Source organism: Roseicyclus mahoneyensis, from assembly GCF_003148775.1.
GTDB lineage: Bacteria > Pseudomonadota > Alphaproteobacteria > Rhodobacterales > Rhodobacteraceae > Roseicyclus > Roseicyclus mahoneyensis.
The window spans coordinates 270329-288050 of the sequence record NZ_QGGW01000003.1 but is presented as its reverse complement, the minus strand read 5'-3'; the positions used below and the strand labels follow the sequence as shown (position 1 = coordinate 288050).

The 17722-nt window shown below is 64.7% G+C and carries 20 protein-coding genes; 4 read left to right on the top strand and 16 right to left on the bottom strand.

Annotated elements, in window-relative coordinates:
- Positions 1–16: 16 nt before the first annotated feature.
- The 6 genes from C7455_RS08545 to C7455_RS08520 all read right to left on the bottom strand — a co-directional run bounded on the left by C7455_RS08545 (position 17) and on the right by C7455_RS08520 (position 4908).
- The gene (locus tag C7455_RS08545; RefSeq protein ID WP_109667346.1) at positions 17–1756 is read right to left on the bottom strand and encodes a SulP family inorganic anion transporter; all 1740 of its coding nucleotides are present in this window, start codon (positions 1754–1756) and stop codon (positions 17–19) included.
- Between the two features lie 57 nt (positions 1757–1813).
- A complete protein-coding gene (locus tag C7455_RS08540; protein ID WP_109667345.1) occupies positions 1814–2161 on the bottom strand; it encodes a protein tyrosine phosphatase family protein in 348 nt (115 codons plus the stop codon).
- A 100-nt stretch (positions 2162–2261) separates the two neighbouring features.
- Positions 2262–3146 carry an MBL fold metallo-hydrolase gene (locus tag C7455_RS08535; RefSeq protein WP_109667561.1) on the bottom strand — a complete coding sequence of 295 codons (885 nt, stop codon included), beginning with the start codon at positions 3144–3146 and terminating at the stop codon, positions 2262–2264.
- A 17-nt stretch (positions 3147–3163) separates the two neighbouring features.
- On the bottom strand, positions 3164–3601 hold the full coding sequence (locus C7455_RS08530; RefSeq protein ID WP_109667343.1) for a DUF6691 family protein: 438 nt from the start codon (positions 3599–3601) through the stop codon (positions 3164–3166).
- Positions 3602–3605: 4 nt separating this feature from the next.
- A complete protein-coding gene (locus C7455_RS08525) occupies positions 3606–4037 on the bottom strand; it encodes a YeeE/YedE family protein (RefSeq protein WP_109667342.1) in 432 nt (143 codons plus the stop codon).
- A gap of 199 nt (positions 4038–4236) precedes the next feature.
- Positions 4237–4908, bottom strand: a complete 672-nt coding sequence (locus C7455_RS08520) for a Crp/Fnr family transcriptional regulator (protein WP_109667340.1) — start codon at positions 4906–4908, stop codon at positions 4237–4239.
- A 366-nt stretch (positions 4909–5274) separates the two neighbouring features.
- On the opposite strand from C7455_RS08520, the gene C7455_RS08515 reads away from it, so the two are divergent.
- Together C7455_RS08515 and C7455_RS08510 are read left to right on the top strand one after the other, a co-directional pair.
- A complete protein-coding gene (locus C7455_RS08515; RefSeq protein ID WP_146199961.1) occupies positions 5275–6003 on the top strand; it encodes a Hint domain-containing protein in 729 nt (242 codons plus the stop codon).
- A 113-nt stretch (positions 6004–6116) separates the two neighbouring features.
- Entirely contained in the window at positions 6117–7706 is a 1590-nt protein-coding gene (locus tag C7455_RS08510; protein ID WP_109667337.1) for an ABC transporter substrate-binding protein, read from the top strand.
- Between the two features lie 82 nt (positions 7707–7788).
- Here C7455_RS08510 and C7455_RS08505 read toward each other — a convergent pair whose 3' ends face one another.
- Positions 7789–8238: a nucleoside deaminase gene (locus C7455_RS08505; RefSeq protein ID WP_245904266.1), complete on the bottom strand. Its 450-nt coding sequence runs from the start codon at positions 8236–8238 to the stop codon at positions 7789–7791.
- 53 nt (positions 8239–8291) lie between these two features.
- Here C7455_RS08505 and C7455_RS08500 point away from each other — a divergent pair, with 53 nt between their 5' ends.
- On the top strand, positions 8292–9119 hold the full coding sequence (locus C7455_RS08500) for a pseudouridine synthase (RefSeq protein WP_109667335.1): 828 nt from the start codon (positions 8292–8294) through the stop codon (positions 9117–9119).
- Here the strand turns inward: C7455_RS08500 and C7455_RS08495 are convergent.
- Genes C7455_RS08495 through ftsY form a run of 3 tightly spaced genes read right to left on the bottom strand, consistent with a single transcriptional unit; the run spans position 9073 to position 11815 of the window.
- On the bottom strand, positions 9073–9705 hold the full coding sequence (locus C7455_RS08495; RefSeq protein WP_109667558.1) for an inner membrane-spanning protein YciB: 633 nt from the start codon (positions 9703–9705) through the stop codon (positions 9073–9075). The two genes, C7455_RS08500 and C7455_RS08495, sit on opposite strands and share 47 nt — an antisense overlap.
- Positions 9706–9716: 11 nt before the next feature.
- The gene (locus C7455_RS08490; RefSeq protein ID WP_109667333.1) at positions 9717–10619 is read right to left on the bottom strand and encodes an EamA family transporter; all 903 of its coding nucleotides are present in this window, start codon (positions 10617–10619) and stop codon (positions 9717–9719) included.
- A 38-nt stretch (positions 10620–10657) separates the two neighbouring features.
- Positions 10658–11815 carry a signal recognition particle-docking protein FtsY gene (gene ftsY, locus C7455_RS08485; RefSeq protein WP_109667557.1) on the bottom strand — a complete coding sequence of 386 codons (1158 nt, stop codon included), beginning with the start codon at positions 11813–11815 and terminating at the stop codon, positions 10658–10660.
- Positions 11816–11946: 131 nt separating this feature from the next.
- Between ftsY and C7455_RS08480 the strand changes: the two genes are divergently transcribed.
- Positions 11947–13110 (top strand): alkane 1-monooxygenase, encoded by a 1164-nt coding sequence (locus C7455_RS08480; RefSeq protein WP_109667331.1) that lies wholly within the window; start codon positions 11947–11949, stop codon positions 13108–13110.
- Between the two features lie 9 nt (positions 13111–13119).
- Here C7455_RS08480 and C7455_RS08475 read toward each other — a convergent pair whose 3' ends face one another.
- The 6 genes from C7455_RS08475 to C7455_RS08450 form a co-directional block, all read right to left on the bottom strand.
- The gene (locus C7455_RS08475) at positions 13120–13959 is read right to left on the bottom strand and encodes an ATP-binding protein (RefSeq protein WP_109667330.1); all 840 of its coding nucleotides are present in this window, start codon (positions 13957–13959) and stop codon (positions 13120–13122) included.
- 5 nt (positions 13960–13964) lie between these two features.
- Entirely contained in the window at positions 13965–14831 is an 867-nt protein-coding gene (gene tatC / locus C7455_RS08470) for a twin-arginine translocase subunit TatC (RefSeq protein ID WP_109667328.1), read from the bottom strand.
- Positions 14828–15355 carry a Sec-independent protein translocase protein TatB gene (tatB, locus tag C7455_RS08465; protein WP_109667327.1) on the bottom strand — a complete coding sequence of 176 codons (528 nt, stop codon included), beginning with the start codon at positions 15353–15355 and terminating at the stop codon, positions 14828–14830. The genes tatC and tatB overlap by 4 nt, the downstream gene beginning before the upstream one ends.
- 59 nt (positions 15356–15414) lie before the next feature.
- Entirely contained in the window at positions 15415–15645 is a 231-nt protein-coding gene (locus C7455_RS08460) for a twin-arginine translocase TatA/TatE family subunit (protein ID WP_109667326.1), read from the bottom strand.
- A 125-nt stretch (positions 15646–15770) separates the two neighbouring features.
- Positions 15771–16853 (bottom strand): ABC transporter ATP-binding protein, encoded by a 1083-nt coding sequence (locus C7455_RS08455; protein WP_109667324.1) that lies wholly within the window; start codon positions 16851–16853, stop codon positions 15771–15773.
- A gap of 82 nt (positions 16854–16935) precedes the next feature.
- Positions 16936–17715 carry an SDR family oxidoreductase gene (locus C7455_RS08450; protein WP_109667323.1) on the bottom strand — a complete coding sequence of 260 codons (780 nt, stop codon included), beginning with the start codon at positions 17713–17715 and terminating at the stop codon, positions 16936–16938.
- Positions 17716–17722: the final 7 nt, after the last annotated feature.

The window sequence follows — 17722 nt, the reverse complement described above, 5'->3', positions numbered from 1 at the left end:
CGCAGTTTCTCGTCTTCTACTCCGCCGACTTCATAGGCGGCGGCCCGGCGGTAAGGGCCACCCAAGCGTCATATTGCGACAAGAAAACCTGTCCCGACAGATCGTCGAGGAAATGGGTCTTCTTCAACCGGTCGGTCACCGGCCCCTTCACCTCGGACAGGTGCAGCGTGATGCCCATGTCCCTGAGCCGGTGGTTCAGCGCCTCGAGCGCCTCGAGCGCGGAAAAGTCGATCACGTTCACGGCCGAGCACATCAGCACCACATGCCGGATCGGCCCGCCGGTGCCCACACGGTCGAGAACGTAATCCTCGAGAAAGCGCGCGTTTGGGAAATACAGGCTCTCGTCGATGCGGATGGTCAGCACGGCGGGGTCGGTTTCGACCTTGTGGCGGTGGATGTTGCGGAAATGCTGAGTGCCGGGCACCAGCCCGACCTCGGCCACATGCGGCTTTGATGTCTTGTAGAGATGCAAGAGGATCGACAAGATCACGCCTGCCGACACGCCCGTTTCCACGCCGAAAACCAGCGTCAGCAAGATCGTGGCAGTGACAGCGGCGAAATCGGCCTTGGAATAGGTCCATGCGGTTTTCAGGATCGAGAAATCGACAAGGCTCAGCACCGCTACGATGATCGTCGCCGCCAGCGTTGCCGTGGGCAGGAAATAGATCAGCGGCGTCAGCGCCATGGCGGCAATCGCCAGCCCCACCGCCGTATAGGCGCCGGCGGCCGGCGTCTCGGCGCCGGCGTCGAAGTTCACCACCGACCGGGCAAACCCGCCCGTGACCGGATAGCCCCCGGTGAAGCCTGCGCCAAGATTGGCCGCACCCAGACCGATCAACTCCTGATTGGGGTCGATGCGCTGCCGCTTCTTGGCCGCCAAGGTCTGCGCGACCGAAATGGATTCCACGAAGCCGATCACCGAAATCAGCAGCGCGGGCACGAATAGAGCCGTGAGCAGACCGAAATCCAAACTCGGCAGCGTGAGGGGCGGCAGCGATTGCGGTACGGCCCCCACGATGGACACGCCCCGGTCCGACAGGCCAAGACCCCAGACCGCCAGCGTCGTGACCACCACCGCCAGAACCGGGCCGGCCTTTTGCACCACATCGGCCAACCGCGGACGCATGCCGCGCCGCAACAAGAGCGGCTTCAGCCCCTTGCGGACCCAAAACAAGAACCCTGTCGCCGTTACGCCGATGACCAGCGTGATCGGATTGACCTCGCCCAAATTTGTCCAGATCGAGCCCAGCATTTCGGGCAAGGTATGCCCCGAAGCGGAAATGCCCAAGACGTGCTTGATCTGGCTGGCCGCGATCAGGAGTCCACTCGCCGTGATGAACCCCGCGATGACCGGATGGCTCAGGAAATTCGCCAGAAATCCCAGCCTGAGCAATCCCATGCCCAGCAAGATAGCCCCCGACATGGCCGCAAGCGTGAGGGCGGCCACGGCATACCCGGCCGTGCCCTGTTCGGCGACCTGTCCCACCGCCGCCGCCGTCATCAAGGACACGACCGCCACCGGCCCCACCGCCAGCGCGCGGCTCGTGCCGAAGATCGCATAGAGGATGATCGGCAGGATCGAGGCGTAAAGCCCCGCCTCGGGCGGCAATCCCGCCAGCATCGCATAGGCCAGCGATTGCGGGATCAGCATGATGGTGACGATCACCGCCGCCATCATGTCGCTTTGCAGCGCCTCGCGGTTATAGCGGCGGCCCCAGTCGAGGACGGGAACATATCTGCGCAAGGTCTCGAACATGGGGCCGGTCTTTTCAGGGTTTGGGGCAGCCCGGATCGGGCGGCCTTCGATGTTGGGTCAGTTCGCGCCTGTCATCTTGGCGGCCGCCATCGCCCAAAGCGCGCCACAGCGCGCGCCAGACCGGCAATAGGCCAGCACCGGGCCGGGCAGGTCCTGCACCATCTGGCCAAAGCTGCGCGCGTCGGGATCCTTGATAAGGCCGGGGATGACCGGGAGATTGCGAAACTGCAGGCCCAGCTTGCGGGCCGCAGCTTCGATTCCCGCAACAGGCGGCTGGCCGGGTTCTTCGCCATCGGGGCGGTTGCAGATGATCGTACGATAGCCCTGCGCGGCAAGCGCGGGAAGATCGGCGGCGGTGATCTGGCCTGTGACGGACAGGCGATCAGTGATTTTGCGGGCGTCCATGTCGGAGCCTCCTTCGGGGAAAATCGTTACAATCAAGAGGGTTTCACCGGCAACCGGATTGGCCGCCGGGGGGCTGGTCAGGGGCGGATCGGCGTCGCGGTCACAGACCGTTGACCGGCACCTTGAGCATCGGGCGCCCGTCCTTGTCCGTCGGGATGGTGCCTGCGCGCATGTTCACCTGCAACGACGGGATGATCAGCTTGGGCATGCCCAGTTGCGCGTCGCGTTCGGTGCGGAACTTGACGAAATCCTCTTTCGTCTTGCCCCCGCCGACATGGATGTTGTGCGCCTTTTCCTCGCCCACGGTGGTTTCCCATGCGATGTCGCGCCCGTTGGGGCCGTAGTCGTGGCACATGAACAGCCGCATCTCGTCGGGCAGCGCCAGCACCTTGTGGATGCTGTCATACAGCGTGCCCGCATCCCCGCCGGGGAAATCGGCGCGCGCCGATCCGCCATCGGGCATGAACAGCGTGTCGCCGACAAAGGCCGCGTCGCCCATCACATGCACCATGCACGCGGGCGTGTGGCCGGGCGTGTACATGGCCAAGGCGGGCATGGTGCCTATCATGTAAGTGTCGCCATCCTCGAACAGGGCATCGAACTGCGAGCCGTCGCGCTGGAACTCGGTGCCTTCGTTGAAGATCTTCCCGAATGTGTCTTGCACCACCATGATCTTGGAACCGATGCCGATCTTGCCACCCAATTTCTGCTGGATGTAAGGCGCGGCCGACAGGTGATCGGCGTGGACATGGGTCTCGATGATCCATTCGAGCTTGAGACCTTGGGTCTCGATCGCGGCGATCAGGGCATCGGCATGGCCATAGGTGATGCGGCCCGAGGCGTAATCGATGTCCATCACGCTGTCGACGATGGCGCAGCTGGGCGAATTCGGGTCCTTCACGATATAGCTGATCGTGTTGGTGGCCTCGTCGAAAAAGGCTTGCACCTGCGGCTGGATGGTCATGTTGACGGGATAGTCGGTCATGTCGGGATCCTCCGGGATCACTGGGCTGCCTGCGCGCGGGCGCGCGACAGCGATTGCAGGTATTTTGCGGCAAAGATGCCCGCAAGCATGGCCGCGACAAAGGCGATCACGTCGATCCGCCCCGTGCCCAGCGCCGGCAGCGCGCCGCCGGGGCAAAAGCCCGAGATGCCCCAGCCGATGCCGAAGACCGCCGAGCCGCCGATCAGCCGCGCGTCGAGATTGCGCGCGGTGGGCAGGCTGAACTTGCCTTCGAAGATCGGGCGGCCGCGTCCGAAGACGATCCGGTAGCCCACGGCGGTGACGATCAACGCGCCGCCCATCACGAAGATGAGGCTCGGGTCCCACGTCCCCGCCACGTCGAAGAAGTTGATGACCTTGGCGGGATTGGCCATGCCCGACACGACGATGCCGGTCCCGAAGATCACGCCAATGAGAAAGAGAACGATCAGGTGCATGGATTTACCCTCCGATCACATGGCGCACGACAAAGACCGTGAGGCCGGTCGCGATCATGAAGGTGATGGTGGCCGCGATCGAGCGCGGGCTGAGCCGCGCCATGCCACAGACGCCGTGACCCGAGGTGCAGCCCGAGCCATAGGTGACGCCCACGCCCACGATGAAGCCGCCGATCAGCAGCATCGGCATCGACACGGGCACTGCGATCTCGGGCATGCCGCCCGTTGCCAGCCAGTAGACGGCGGGACCGGTAAGCATGCCGAGCAGCAGCGCCAAGCGCCAGCTCATGTCGGCGACCGAGGCGGGCGCGAAGATGCCTGCCAGAATGCCGGTCGCGCCCATGATGCGGCCCACGGCCAGCATCAAAAGGACCGAGGCCGTGCCGATCAGCACGCCGCCGCCCAGCGACTGCCAAGGCGTGAATGCGGTTTCCATCACGCGGCACCTCCCGCACGGGGGCGCACGCATGGCTCAACGATTGATGTCATCTGGACGGGTCTCCTTCCTGTTCGCGCCATGATGACTAGCGATTCTGTCGCAGTCGATCTGTGACTTGGTCACACAACTGCCAAATCGAAACAGGTATGCTCAGGATCCGGATACGCCAGCCCCGTCAGCATGCCCGGCGCGCCCCTCAGGCCTCGGCCAATGCGCGCAGCCCGTCGCAATCGAGGATCTCGACCGTGCCGCGGGATTGCGCGATCCAGCCGCGCCGCTGGAATTCCGCCAATTGCCGCGAGATGACCTCGCGCGCGGTGCCCAGCTCGGCGGCCAGCTGCGCATGGGTCGCCTTGAGCACCCCGGTATCGGCACGTTCGATGATCTTCTGCGCGAGGCGAATGTCCATCCGCCGGAACGCGATATCCTCGATCACGCGAAACAGGTCGGTGATCCGCCGCGAATAGGCGCGAAAGACAAAGGTGCGGAACTCGGGCGACGAGGCGACCAGATCGTCGAACACCCCGCGCGGGATGGCGGCGGCCGTCACCTCGGTCTCGGCGATGCCTTCGGCGGCGTGATCCTCATAGGCCAGCATGCAAGCCGTGGTCAGCACGCAGCTTTCGCCCGCCGTGGCGCGGTAAAGCACCACCTCGCGCCCGTTTTCGGCCAGTTGCTGCACGCGCACCGTGCCGCTGAGCAACAACAAGAGCTGATCGGGCGATTTGCCGGGCGCAAAGATCGTCGTGCCCTTGGACAAGGTGACGACCTTGCTGCGCGCCGTCAGCAGGTCACGGATGCGCGGCTCAAGGCTGCTCAGACCGTCGAAGCGGTCGATCCAGGCATTTTGCTGGGCGGGGGCGGGCATCGGGCTCAGGTCCTCGGGCCGTGACAGGGGGCGCCCATGCTCTAGCAGGGGTGACGGTCGATTGCACGCCTGTCGCGCGCGCGGCGCCGTCAATCCCATTGACGGCCTTGTTTGATATGCCAACATCCGGCTGTCGCGTGCATGCGATGATGTTTTGTATTGTAAAGTACCGAAAGGACACCTGAATTTGGCTCCATATCAACAAGCAGCTTCGCAAATTATTCTTCCAGCGATGGCGGGATCACCTACACGCGGACTGGCACCTTCAGTCCCAGCGCGCCCGGCACATACACCGAAATCGGGGGCAGCACCGAATTCGCGCTGGAACCGGGCGAGGTTCTCTTGCTTGAGCCCGACAATCTCCAGATGACCTTTCTCGGGACGGTGACCTTTGGGTCGATCACCTTTCTGCATTTCAGGAGCCCTTTCGGTGAGAGTTTTCTCGACTCCATAGATCCCGTCAGCTTGATCGACTTCTTTCCCACCAGTTTCTCGACGACCGACCCGGAGTATTCCACCGCCAACTTTGTCCTCTGCTTCCTGCAAGGCACCCTGATCCGCACATCTGCGGGCGATGTCGCGGTCGAAAAGCTGGCCATCGGCGACAAGCTCCTGACCGCCGCGGGTGCTGCTACGACGGTAGAATGGATCGTCCGCCAGTCCGTCTCACCGCGGTTTGGCGGCAGCACTATGCTGCCGGTGCGCATCAAGGCCGGCGGGCTGGGTCATGGCCTGCCCGAGACGGATCTCTACGTCAGCGCCGATCACGGTCTGATCCTCGATGACCTTATGATCAACGCGGGCGCGCTGGTGAACGGCACGACCATCACTGTCATGTCGGCCGCAGACCTGCCCGACCGCATCACCTATTACCATGTCGAGACGACCTCCCATGAGGTGATCCTGGCCAATGGTACCCCAGCGGAAACCTTCATCGACTATGCCGGGCGACAGCGCTTTGACAATTACGCCGAATATGTCGAGCTTTTCGGGGCTGACCGTCCGTTGGCGGAAATGGCGCGCGCCCGCATCTCTGCCGCGCGCCACCTGCCCGCGGCGCTGCGCCGTCACCTTGGCCTGACCAGCGCCGCCTGACGATCCGCATGCGGGGCGAGGCCTGCATCAGGCGTTGCCCCGCATGGCTGGACAAGCCTGCAAACCTATCCATACTGGCGGCAGTCCACAAAAAACGAACAGGGAGCTGCCCCATGACCACCCGTTTCGCCGCCTTTGGCGCGGCCCTGCTGGCGACCTCGGCGTTGACCGCCGCTGCCGCCTCGGCCGAAACCCTCCGCTGGGCGCGTGCCTCCGAGGCGCTGACGCTCGACCCGCATTCCCAGAACGAGGGGCCGACCACCACCTTGATGCACCAGATCTACGAGCCGCTGATCGTGCGCAACATGGAAGGCGTGATGGAACCCGCGCTGGCCCTCAGCTGGGAACCCTCGGCGGATGACCCCAACGTCTGGGTTTTCCAGCTGCGCGAAGGCGTGACCTATCATGGTGGTGAAACCTTCGACAGCGAGGACGTGGTGTTCTCGCTCGACCGCGCGCGGTCCGAGACCTCGAATTTCAAGGAATTGCTGACCGGCGTGGTCGAGGTGCGCGCGGCAGGCCCCTACACGGTCGAGATCGTGACCGACGGGCCGAACCCGCTTTTGCCCAACAACCTGACCAACATCATGATGATGGATGCGGGTTGGGCTGCCGCAAACGGGGCCGAGGCGGTGCAGGATTATGCCGCGGGCGAAGACACATTCGCCGCACGCAATGCCAATGGCACCGGCCCCTTCATCTTGCAAAGCCGCGAGGCCGATGTGCGCACGGTGATGACCCAAAACCCCGATTACTGGGGCATCGGCACCTTTCCGATGGCGGTCACCGAACTGATCTTCACCCCGATCCAGAACCCCGCCACCCGCGTGGCGGCGCTTTTGACCGGCGAGGTCGATTTCATCCAGGACGTGCCGGTGCAGGATCTGGCTCGCGTCGATGAGGCCGACGGCATAGGCCTTGCCACCGCGGCGCAGAACCGCAACATCTTTTTCGGCATGAACGTGGGCGACGCCGACCTGACGCTCGACAATGTCGAGGGCGCCAATCCGCTGGCCGATGTGCGGGTGCGGCAGGCGATCAACATCGCCGTCAACCGCGAGGCGATCCAGCAGGTCGTGATGCGCGGCCAGTCGGACCCTTCGGGCGCCATGCTGCCCCCGCCCGTCAACGGCTGGACCGAGGCACTGGACGCTTACCCCGCCTATGACGTGGAGGCCGCCCGCGCCCTGATGGCCGAGGCGGGCTATGCCGATGGCTTCTCGATCCAACTCGATTGCCCCAACGACCGCTACGTCAATGACGAAGGGATCTGTCAGGCCGCCGTCGGCATGCTGGCGCAGATCGGGATCACCGTGAACCTGTCGGCGACGCCGCGCGCCCAGCACTTCCCGCTGATCGCCAACCTGCAGACCGATTTCTACCTGCTCGGCTGGGGCGTTCCGACCTACGATTCGGAATACGTCTTCAACTTCCTCTACCACACGCTGGGCGACGGGCGCGGCTCATGGAATGGCACGCGCTATTCCAACCCCGAGATGGACGCGATGATCCAGTCGCTGACCTCGAACACGGATCTGGAGGCGCGCAATCAGACCATCGCCGATCTTTGGGCCATGGCCTCGGAGGAGCTGATCTACATCCCGATCCACAACCAGGTGCTCAACTGGGGCATTTCGGATGACTGGCTGACCGTGGTGGATGCCGATGATAGCGTGATGTTCAAGTATTTCGACGCGAACTGAGCACACTGACACTTTTGGTCACATCGAAACCGCCCCGGATGCCGGGGCGGTTTTTTCTTGGGGGATCAAGTGCTGCCTGCCCTCAGCGCCGGGCGGCGAAGAAGTCGCGCATCAACGCCGCCGCCTCGGCCTCGGCTATGCCGCCATAGACCTCGGGCGCCCAATGCGCCTGGCTGTGGTCAAAGATACGCGGCCCCTGCGCCACGCCGCCGGATTTGGGATCGCTCGCCCCGTAATAAAGCCGCGAGAGCCGCGCCGCCGCGATCGCGCCCGCGCAGGCGGGGCAAGGTTCCAGCGTCACCCACAAGTCGCACCCGATCAGCCGCTCGGACCCCAACGCCAGACAGGCCGCGCGGATCGCCAGCATCTCGGCATGGGCCGTGGGGTCGGTCAGCTCGCGCATGCGGTTGCGCGCGCGCGCGATGACCTGCCCGTTCTTCACGATGACAGCGCCCACCGGGACCTCGCCCGCCGCGGCGGCCGCGCGCGCCTCAATCATCGCCGCATCCATGAAGGTGATGAAACCGCTCATGGCCGCCGTGATCGTGCCTTTCGCTTCGCCTGTCAAACCGCTATGCGGCACATATGAGTGAGCCTGAACGCATCGCAAAACGCCTCAGCCGCGCCGGGATCGCCTCCCGCCGCGAGGCGGAGCGCCTGATCGAGGCGGGCCGCGTCACCGTGAACGGCAAGGTGATCGACAGCCCCGCGCTGAACGTGACCGAGGCCGACAAGATCACCGTGGATGGCAAGGCAGTGGGCGAGGCCGACCGCCCGCGCCTGTGGCTTTACCACAAGCCGACCGGGCTTGTGACCTCGGCCAGTGACGAAAAGGGCCGCCAGACCGTGTTCGACAGCCTGCCTGCGGACTTGCCGCGGGTGATGAGCGTGGGCCGGCTCGACATCAATTCCGAGGGGCTGTTGCTGCTGACCAATGATGGCGGCCTCAAGCGCAAGCTCGAGCTCCCCTCGACCGGTTGGCTGCGCAAATACCGCGTGCGGGTCAAGGGTGCGCCGACCGAGGCGACGCTGGAGCCGTTGCGCAAGGGCTTGGTGATCGACGGCGAACGGTTTCAGGCGATGGAAGCGACGCTTGACCGCCAGCAAGGTGCGAATGCGTGGCTGACCGTAGGCCTGCGCGAAGGCAAGAACCGCGAGATCCGCCGCGCCATGACCGAGATCGGGCTGGACGTGAACCGCCTGATCCGCGTGTCCTATGGCCCGTTCCGGCTGGGCACGCTGAAGGCTGGTGAGGTCGAGGAAATCAAGCCGCGCGTCTTGCGCGACCAATTGGGGTTAGAGGCCGCCGTCGAAGGCCACGCGGTCGCCAAGGAAAAGCCCAAGCGCCCGCCGATGCGCAAGAAACCTACGCCGCGCCCCCTTGATCGTCCGGGTCGTCGCCCCCAGCGCTGAGGCTTTCACGCTCGATCAGCTTGGCCTGCGACATGAAGGCCACGAACAGGAAGGCTGGCAGGCCGAAGGTCTCGAAGGTCACCCAGAATTCGGTCGATTGCGTACGCCAGACCGCTTCGTTGGCCACTGCCATCGCCGCAAAGGCCATGGCCAGCCGCCGCGACAGGATCAACCAGCCACGATCGGACATGGGCAGCATCTCGCCCATCAAAACCTTGAGCCAACCTTGTCCGCGCAAAAGGCCGATGCCCAGCGTCACGGCAAAAAAGCCGTACACCAGCGTCGTCTTCATCTTGAAGAACCGCTCGTCGTTCAGCCAGACTGTCAACCCGCCGAACACGATCACCATAACGGCGGTAAAGACCTGCAATCGGCTGACCTTGCCGGTCAGCTTCCACAAGACGGCCATGGACAGCAGCAAGAGCGGCACGAACCCTGCGGTAACGAGGATGAAGCCGTCGTAATCGCGCCCGCCGATGGTCCAGGTCACATCCTGAAACCGCATGTAGGCAAGGAAGAACAAGATCGGCGGCCCAAGCTCCAGCGCCTGCCGGAGCCAGGGGTTGATCGGTTTTTCAACGTGCATGCTTGGCCCTTTCATCGGCCTACCTGAACTATCACCGCCCCCGCCGCGATCAACCCCATCAGCGCCAGACGGCGCGGGCCGACGCGTTCGCCCAGCACCAGCCAGCCGATCAGCGCGGCAAAAACGGTCGAGGTTTCGCGCAACACCGCCGCTTGCCCCACCTGGTCGAGCCGCGTGGCCAGCATGATCGAGCCAAAGCTGGCAAAGGCCACGAGGCCGCCGAAGATACCGCGAACGGCCAAGGGACCAAGGGGCGGCTTGTCGGAAAGGCCGTTGAAAAAACGCAGCGCGAGCAGCGGGAAGAGCAGGCCGTCAAGAAAGAAGAACCAGGCCAGAAAGGTGAACGGGTCCGCGGTGGCGCGGATCGCATAGGCGTCATAGGTGGTGTAGAGCGCGACAAAGAGCCCCGTCAGAACCGCAAAGCCCAGTGCCGGCACCAGCGTGTCACGGTCCAGCGTGACATGGATCAGGTTGTAGGCCGCAAGACCGTAAAGCCCCGCCAGCAAGACCGCGACGCCCAACCATTGCACCGGGTTGAAGGTCTCGCCGAAAACCAGAAACGCGCCGATGATGGCGAACAGCGGTCCGGTGCCACGCATCACCGGGTAGACGACCGTGTAGGCCCCGCGCCGGTAGCTGGCGAGCGTGGCCCATTTGTAAAGAACATGGATGACGAAGGCTCCGGCAAAGATCGGCCACATGTGCGGCTCGGGCCAGGGCACCACGAAAAAGGCGAAGGGCGCGGCCATCAGCGCATAGCTTGCGTCAATGGCGCCGCGCGCGAGAAGCGGGTCGTGACGGCCTTTTTGCAAGGCACCAAAGATTGCGTGCAGCACCGCCGCCATCAGCGCCAGAACGGTCGCCCAAGACGCGGCCTGAGCCGTGCCCTCGACCGAGGTAATCCAGGCGCTCATGGGGTTTTACTCACAGGGTCTGTGGATGAATATCGGATTTAGTCAAGACCAACCACGGCTCTGGCGAAGTCTTCGGGGTCAAAAGGTTGCAAATCGTCAATCTGCTCTCCGACACCGATGGCATGGATCGGCAAGCCGAACTTGTCGGCCAGCGCCACCAGCACGCCGCCTTTGGCGGTTCCGTCCAGTTTGGTCATCACCAGCCCCGAGACATTGGCCATCTCCTGGAAGGTCTTGACCTGGCTCAGCGCGTTCTGCCCCGTCGTCGCATCAAGCACGAGGATCGTGTTGTGCGGCGCGTCGGGATCCTTTTTGCGGATGACGCGGACGATCTTGGCCAGTTCCTCCATCAGGTCGGCGCGGTTTTGCAACCGCCCGGCGGTGTCGATCATCAACAGGTCGGCACCATCGGCCTCGGCGCGTGTCATCGCGTCAAAGGCCAGTGCAGCCGGGTCGGACCCTTCGGGCGCGGTCAGCACCGGCACCCCGGCACGCTGTCCCCAGACCTGCAACTGTTCGACGGCCGCCGCACGGAACGTGTCGCCGGCCGCGATCACTACCGTCTTGCCCGCTGCCTTGAACTGGCTGGCGAGCTTGCCGATTGTCGTGGTCTTGCCCGATCCGTTCACGCCCACAACCAGCACGACCTGCGGCTTCTTGGGATAGATCGGCAACGGTCGCGCCACCGGCTCCATCACGCGCGCGATCTCGGCGGCGAGCAGCCCCTTGATATCGGTTGCCGACATCATGCGACCATGGCGGCCCTCGGCCATGTTGGCGGTGACGCGCAGGGCCGTGTCGACGCCCATGTCGGCGGCGATCAACAAGTCCTCGAGGCTTTCGAGCATCTCATCGTCGAGCGCGCGGCGCGGCTCGACCGTGCGGCTAACCAGACGCCCCAAAAATCCGGGCTTGGCGGCGGGCGCAGGCTCGGCCACAGGGGGGGAAACACTCGGAACAGGCACGGGTTTTGGCGCGGGGGCCAAGTCGTGGGACTGCGGTGCCAGCGGTCGCGGGGCAGCATCAGGCTCCGGCTCCGGCATCGCTTCTGGCTGCGGGTCCGGCATCGCTTCTGGCTGCGGGTCCGGTTCGAGGGCCACATCGACTGCACGCTTTTCGATGATCGCGTCCAAGCCCTCGTCGATCTTCGACGAAGATCGGAGCATCCGGTCCTTCAGCTTCTTGAAAAAGGACATGCGCGGCCTTTCGACTATCTTGACCTGCATGTCACCTAATACGGGGCGCGCGCGAAAGGAAGGCCATGGTTTTGCCAAGAATTCGTGCCACATTCCCAGCGATACCCCCCGAAGCTGCAAGGCCCCGCCCCATGCCCGTGATCGCCCGCTACGCCATCGTGACGCTGATCCCCGCCCTTTTGATCGCGCTTGGCGCGACGGTCTGGGGGTTCGGCGGCGTGCTTGCACTGATCTGGCTGACACTGGTGGCGGCGGGGATGGACCGGCTGCTCGATCCGCCGGTGCTGGACGATCACGACCACGCACCGTGGTCCGACCGGCTGGCGCTGGGGCTTGGCGTGATCCATTTCGCGCTTGTGCCGCTGGTCTTGCTCGCCCTGGGCGATCCACGTCTGTCCTTTGGCGAGACGCTTGCGCTCCTGTTCGCCACGGCCAGCTTCATGGGTCAGGTCAGCCATCCCAACGCCCATGAGCTGATCCACCGCAAAACTGCGCTTTCGCGCGGGATCGGGGCGGCTGTCTATACCTCGGTCGGGTTCGGACACCATGTCTCGGCGCACAGGCTGGTGCATCACCGCCATGTCGGCACCCCCGACGACCCCAGCACCCCACTGCCCGGCGAAAGCTTCTGGGCCTACCTGCCGCGCGCCTGGCGCGGGTCCTTCGAGGCGGGGCTCGCCTGCGAGGTCGACAGGCTCGAACGCCGCGGCCTGTCCGGCCTGAGCGCGCACAACCCTTACGTGGTCTGGGTTGGCGGCGCGGCGCTGTCCCTTGTCATTGCCCTTGTGCTGGCCGGCGTCGGCGGGGCGCTGGCGCTGATTGTGCTGGCGGCACTTTTCGGCGGGCAGGTGCTGATGTCCGACTACATCCAGCATTACGGGCTGCAGCGGCTGGAATTGCCCAATGGCAGGGTCGAACCGGTCGCGCCGCATCACAGCTGGAACGCGCCGCGCGGGTTTTCATCCTACCTGATGATGAATGCCCCCGCCCATTCGGAACATCACATGCACCCCGACCGGCCCTATGACCGGCTCGACCCGCAGGCCGATGTGCCAACGCTTCCATGGTCGCTGCCGGTCATGGCTACGCTGGCGATGGTCCCCTCGGTCTGGCACCGTGTGATGGACCGCCGCGCGTTGAGGGTCATGGAGGCGGCACAGGCCCGTCTGACCGCGACACCACCGGTGCGGCCGCGTCACCCACGCCGCGACATGTCCCAGCCCGTCACAGAAGGGGGCGGGGTCGATGAGGATGATGCTGCCCTGATGGCACGCATTGCGCGCATGGTCGACTGACCAAGGCGCTCAGAGGGCGACGCCCTGCCGCCCCGCAAGATCCGAAAAGAACTGCCAAGCCACCCGTCCCGACCGCGACCCGCGCGTGGCCTGCCATTCGATCGCCTCGGCGACCAGTTGGCTGTCCTCGACCTGCACGCCATGGGCGGCGCAATAGCCGCGGATCATCGTCAGGTATTCGTCCTGCGAACAGGGATGGAAACCCAACCAGAGGCCGAAGCGATCGGACAGCGATACCTTTTCCTCGACCGCCTCTGAGGGGTTGATCGCCGAGGAGCGCTCGTTCTCGATCATGTCGCGCGGCATCAGATGGCGACGGTTCGAGGTGGCGTAGAACACGACATTGTCCGGCCGGCCCTCGACGCCCCCATCCAGCACCGCCTTGAGCGATTTGTAATGCTGGTCATCATGCGAAAACGACAGGTCATCGCAAAACAGGATCACGCGCACCGGGGCCGCGCGCAGCAGCGTCAAGAGCCGCGCGATGCTGCCCAGATCCTCGCGCTGCACTTCGACCAGCTTGAGGTCGGGGGCGTCCGTCAGGCAGACGGCATGCACCGCCTTGACCAGTGAGGATTTCCCCATCCCCCGCGCGCCCCACAACAGCGCGTTGTTCGCGGGCAACCCACGGGCGAATTGCGCGGTATTGGCCAGCAGCGTGTCGCGTGAGCGGTCGACGCCATGCAACAGCGACAGGTCTACGCGGTTCACACGGTCCACCGGGGCCAGCCGGTCCGGGTCGGCGTGCCAGACATAGGCGCTGGCTGCGTGCCAGTCGGGGGCGGCTGCGGGGGCGGGCGCCATACGCTCAAGCGCCGCGGCGATGCGGGTCAGGACATCATCGGTCATGGGGATCAAAGCTCTTCGTTTTCGCCAAGGATGCCTTCGGCGCGCAGGCGGCGGATCTTGGACCGCTCCACCAGCCGCACCAGCACGATCGACACTTCGTACAGGCCGTAGACCACGACGAAAAGGATCAGCTGGGTGACGACATCGGGCGGTGTCACCAGTGCGGCCAGCGTCAAGATACCCACGACCGCCCATTTGCGCACATTGCCAAGCCCCGCCGCCGTCACAAGCCCCGCCTTGCCCATCAAGGTCAGCAAGACCGGCAACTGGAAACACAGGCCGAAGGCAAAGATGAACTTGAGCGCCAGATCGAGGCTTTCGCGGACGGAGCCGAGGAAGATCGTCTGAATGCCGTCGGATGGTGCCTCGGGGTTCTCGAAGGTGCCCTCGCCCGCGATCAGATTTGCCAGAGCCGGGATCGCGTCGGAAAACCCGATGAAGAAATTCATCGCCAGCGGCGTCACGACATAATGGGCGAAAGACGCACCCATCAAGAACAGCACCGGCGAGGCGATCAGGAAGGGCAGGATCGCGCCCTTTTCCGATTTGTAGAGGCCCGGTGCCACGAAACGCCACAGCTGGTGCGCGATGACCGGGAAACTGACCGCAAAGCCCATGATGATCGAGATCCGGATCAGGACGAAGAATTTTTCCTGCGGCGCGGTAAAGATCAGTCGCGCATCCTCGCCGCGCGAGCGCAGCACCTCGGCCAAGGGTTGCGAGATGAATTCCAGCGTCGGCTCGGCGATGGTGAACATCGCGACCATGCCGACGACAAAGGCCAGCACGGACCGGATCAGGCGCGTGCGCAACTCTGCCAGATGCTCGATCAGAGGCGCGGAGCTGTCTTCGATCTGGTCTTCGGCGCTCATGATGATGTGGACCCGCTGCGCGCAGCCTCGACCACCGGCGTGGGCTCGGCGGTCACATCCGCTGCAGGCGCCTCGAGGGGGGCTTGGGCCGCGGCGTTGGCGGCCGCCTCCTTGTCAGCGATGGTCTGATCGATCTTGGCCTTGCGCCGTGCCTCGACCTCATCGCGCATCTGCTTGGTCGCGGCGGCCTTTTCCTCGGCCATCTTGCGGCTGTGGCTGCCTTCGGGGAATTTCTCGGGATCAAGGTCGAAATCGTCGCCAAAGGTATCCTTCAGCGCGCTCATCCCGGCTTTCTTCGGGTTGGCGGCGAAATTCGTTGCCTTGCGCAGGTCGCGGTTCAGCTCGGTCATGCCGCTCTCGTCGGCGGCTTCGTCCATGGCGCGCTGGAAATCCTTGGCCATGGCCCGCACGCGGCCCGTGAACTGGCCTACCTTCCGAAACATCATCGGAAGTTCCTTGGGCCCCACGACGATCAGCGCAACGATGCCGATCACCAGCAGCTCCATCCACCCGATATCAGGCATCTGCGTCCCTATGCACTAGGCGGACCGCCCCCGGTTGCACGCGGGGGCACGGGTCGCGATCAGGCGTTGTCGCGCTCGGCGCGCGGGGTGACATCGCGGGCAGCCGTGGTGTCGTCTGCGGTGTTCGAGGCGTTCTCGATCTCCTGAGTCGAATCCTTCACGCCGCGCTTGAAGGCGGTGATGCCCTTGCCGACCTCACCCATCAGGCCCGCGATCTTGCCGCGGCCGAACAGGACAAGGACCACGATGGCAATGAGCAAAAGGCCCGCCGGTCCGATATTGTTTAGCATGGCTCTCTCCCTAACACCGCGGCCGCCCCAAGGGGGCGCGCGGTCCACAGATGGTCGTCAGGCAACATAGGTAGGCGTTCCGCGCGCCAGTTCAAAGCCCCAAAACGCAAGCCGCCCCGCCCCGGTCAGCGCTTTTTCGCAAAGACAAAGCACCGGTCGCGCCGCACGGTTAGCCACAGCGGCGTGCCGGGCTTGGGCAAGAACACCGCCGGAACCGTCGCCTTGAGGATGCCGCCATCGAAATCCATGCGAAACTCCACAAGGCTTTCATGGCCCATGAACCGCGCCCGCTCGACCACGCCGCGGGCAGGCGTGCCATCTTGGGGGGTGGGGTTGGGGCCGCGCCCGCCCCGGTCGAAGTCGATCTTGACGTGCTGCGGGCGGAAGACGATTTCCACATCCGTGCCATCTGCATGGCCAGGCGCGAGGAACTGGCCAAAGGGCGTGTCGACGAGCGCGCCCTGAACCGTGCCCAAGATCACGTTGATATCACTGAAGAACGCCGCCGCTGCCTTGTCGCACGGCGCATTGTAGATGTTGTACGGCGCGCCCTTTTGCACGATCTTGCCATCACGCATCAGCGCGATCTGGTCGGCCATGCGCATTGCCTCCTCGGGCTCGTGGGTGACCAGAACCACGGCCGTCCCCTCGTCCTTCAGTAGCTGAAGCGTCTCGTCGCGAATGCCGTCGCGCAGCCGGTTGTCTAGGCCTGAAAACGGCTCGTCCATCAGCATGATCCGCGGCCTTGGCGCGAGCGCACGGGCCAGCGCGACACGCTGTTGTTCGCCCCCCGACAGCATGTGCGGCGATTTGTCGGCATAGCCGCCCAGATCGACCCTTTCGAGCAGTTCCGCCACCCGCGCCGCCATCGCGGCACGCGGGCCACGCAGGCCGAACGCGACGTTCTGCCCGACCGTCAGATGGGGAAACAGCGCGAAATCCTGAAAGATGAGGCCCACGCCGCGCGCCTCCGGCGGCAGATGCATGCGTGCGTCCGACAGCGGCGCGCCATCGGCGCGCACGAGGCCCGATGATTGCCGCTCGATCCCCGCGATCACGCGCAGGCTGGTCGATTTCCCGCAACCTGACGGACCCAGAAGGCACAGGATCTCACCCGGACGCACCGCGAAACTGACATCGCGCACGACCTCGCGCCCGTCGAAACGGCAGGTGATGTGATCGACCTCGAGACGGGGGGTGTCAGCCATGGCGGGAAATACCCGATCAATTCAATCGGAAAAGCAGGTAACAGGCCCACCCCGCCGGGGCAAGGCGGGCCCGCAGCTCCGGTCAGATGGTCGCGCTGGTCTGTCCGCCATCGAGCAAGATGTTTTGCCCAACGATAAAGCCGGCATGTTGCGAGCACAAGAAAGCGCAGGTCGCGCCGAATTCCTCGATCGTGCCATAGCGCCCTGAGGGGATGGCCTTGCAGCGGATCGCGCGCGCCTCTTCCAGCGACACATCCTGCGCCTTGGCGACGCCCTTTTCCAGCGCCACCGCGCGGTCGGTGTCATGCGAGCCCGGCAACAGGTTATTGATGCATACCCCCTTGGCCGCCACCTGCCGTGCGGTGCCCGCGACATAGCCGGTCAACCCGGTGCGCGCCGCGTTCGACAGGCCCAGCGCGGGGATCGGCGCCTTGACCGATTGCGAAGTGATGTTGACCACACGGCCCCAGCCGCGGTCGATCATGCCCGGTACCAGCGCAGTCATCAGCGCGATGGGCGTCAGCATGTTGGCGTCGAGTGCCTTGATGAAATCATCGCGCGTCCAGTCCGACCACAGCCCCGGCGGCGGACCACCGGCATTGGTCACAAGGATGTCGACCGCGCCCGCGGCCTCCAGCACGCGCGCGCGCCCGGCCTCTTCGGTGATGTCGGCGGCGATGGCGGTCACGCTCACGCCATATTGGTCGCGGATGGCCTGTGCGGTTGCCTCAAGCGCCTCGGCGCCGCGGGCGTTCAGAACCAGATCGACACCCGCCTCGGCCAGCGCTTCGGCGCAGCCGCGGCCCAAACCCTTGGAGGATGCGCAGACCAGCGCGCGTTTACCCGAAATTCCCAGATCCATGCCCAAA

Coding starts and splice junctions, on each gene's coding strand:
- C7455_RS08545 (WP_109667346.1), bottom strand. CDS start 1,756: ATGTTCGAGACCTTGCGCAGATATGTTCCCGTCCTCGACTGGGGCCGC.
- C7455_RS08540 (WP_109667345.1), bottom strand. CDS start 2,161: ATGGACGCCCGCAAAATCACTGATCGCCTGTCCGTCACAGGCCAGATC.
- C7455_RS08535 (WP_109667561.1), bottom strand. CDS start 3,146: ATGACCGACTATCCCGTCAACATGACCATCCAGCCGCAGGTGCAAGCC.
- C7455_RS08530 (WP_109667343.1), bottom strand. CDS start 3,601: ATGCACCTGATCGTTCTCTTTCTCATTGGCGTGATCTTCGGGACCGGC.
- C7455_RS08525 (WP_109667342.1), bottom strand. CDS start 4,037: ATGGAAACCGCATTCACGCCTTGGCAGTCGCTGGGCGGCGGCGTGCTG.
- C7455_RS08520 (WP_109667340.1), bottom strand. CDS start 4,908: ATGCCCGCCCCCGCCCAGCAAAATGCCTGGATCGACCGCTTCGACGGT.
- C7455_RS08515 (WP_146199961.1), top strand. CDS start 5,275: ATGACCTTTCTCGGGACGGTGACCTTTGGGTCGATCACCTTTCTGCAT.
- C7455_RS08510 (WP_109667337.1), top strand. CDS start 6,117: ATGACCACCCGTTTCGCCGCCTTTGGCGCGGCCCTGCTGGCGACCTCG.
- C7455_RS08505 (WP_245904266.1), bottom strand. CDS start 8,238: ATGAGCGGTTTCATCACCTTCATGGATGCGGCGATGATTGAGGCGCGC.
- C7455_RS08500 (WP_109667335.1), top strand. CDS start 8,292: ATGAGTGAGCCTGAACGCATCGCAAAACGCCTCAGCCGCGCCGGGATC.
- C7455_RS08495 (WP_109667558.1), bottom strand. CDS start 9,705: ATGCACGTTGAAAAACCGATCAACCCCTGGCTCCGGCAGGCGCTGGAG.
- C7455_RS08490 (WP_109667333.1), bottom strand. CDS start 10,619: ATGAGCGCCTGGATTACCTCGGTCGAGGGCACGGCTCAGGCCGCGTCT.
- ftsY (WP_109667557.1), bottom strand. CDS start 11,815: ATGTCCTTTTTCAAGAAGCTGAAGGACCGGATGCTCCGATCTTCGTCG.
- C7455_RS08480 (WP_109667331.1), top strand. CDS start 11,947: ATGCCCGTGATCGCCCGCTACGCCATCGTGACGCTGATCCCCGCCCTT.
- C7455_RS08475 (WP_109667330.1), bottom strand. CDS start 13,959: ATGACCGATGATGTCCTGACCCGCATCGCCGCGGCGCTTGAGCGTATG.
- tatC (WP_109667328.1), bottom strand. CDS start 14,831: ATGAGCGCCGAAGACCAGATCGAAGACAGCTCCGCGCCTCTGATCGAG.
- tatB (WP_109667327.1), bottom strand. CDS start 15,355: ATGCCTGATATCGGGTGGATGGAGCTGCTGGTGATCGGCATCGTTGCG.
- C7455_RS08460 (WP_109667326.1), bottom strand. CDS start 15,645: ATGCTAAACAATATCGGACCGGCGGGCCTTTTGCTCATTGCCATCGTG.
- C7455_RS08455 (WP_109667324.1), bottom strand. CDS start 16,853: ATGGCTGACACCCCCCGTCTCGAGGTCGATCACATCACCTGCCGTTTC.
- C7455_RS08450 (WP_109667323.1), bottom strand. CDS start 17,715: ATGGATCTGGGAATTTCGGGTAAACGCGCGCTGGTCTGCGCATCCTCC.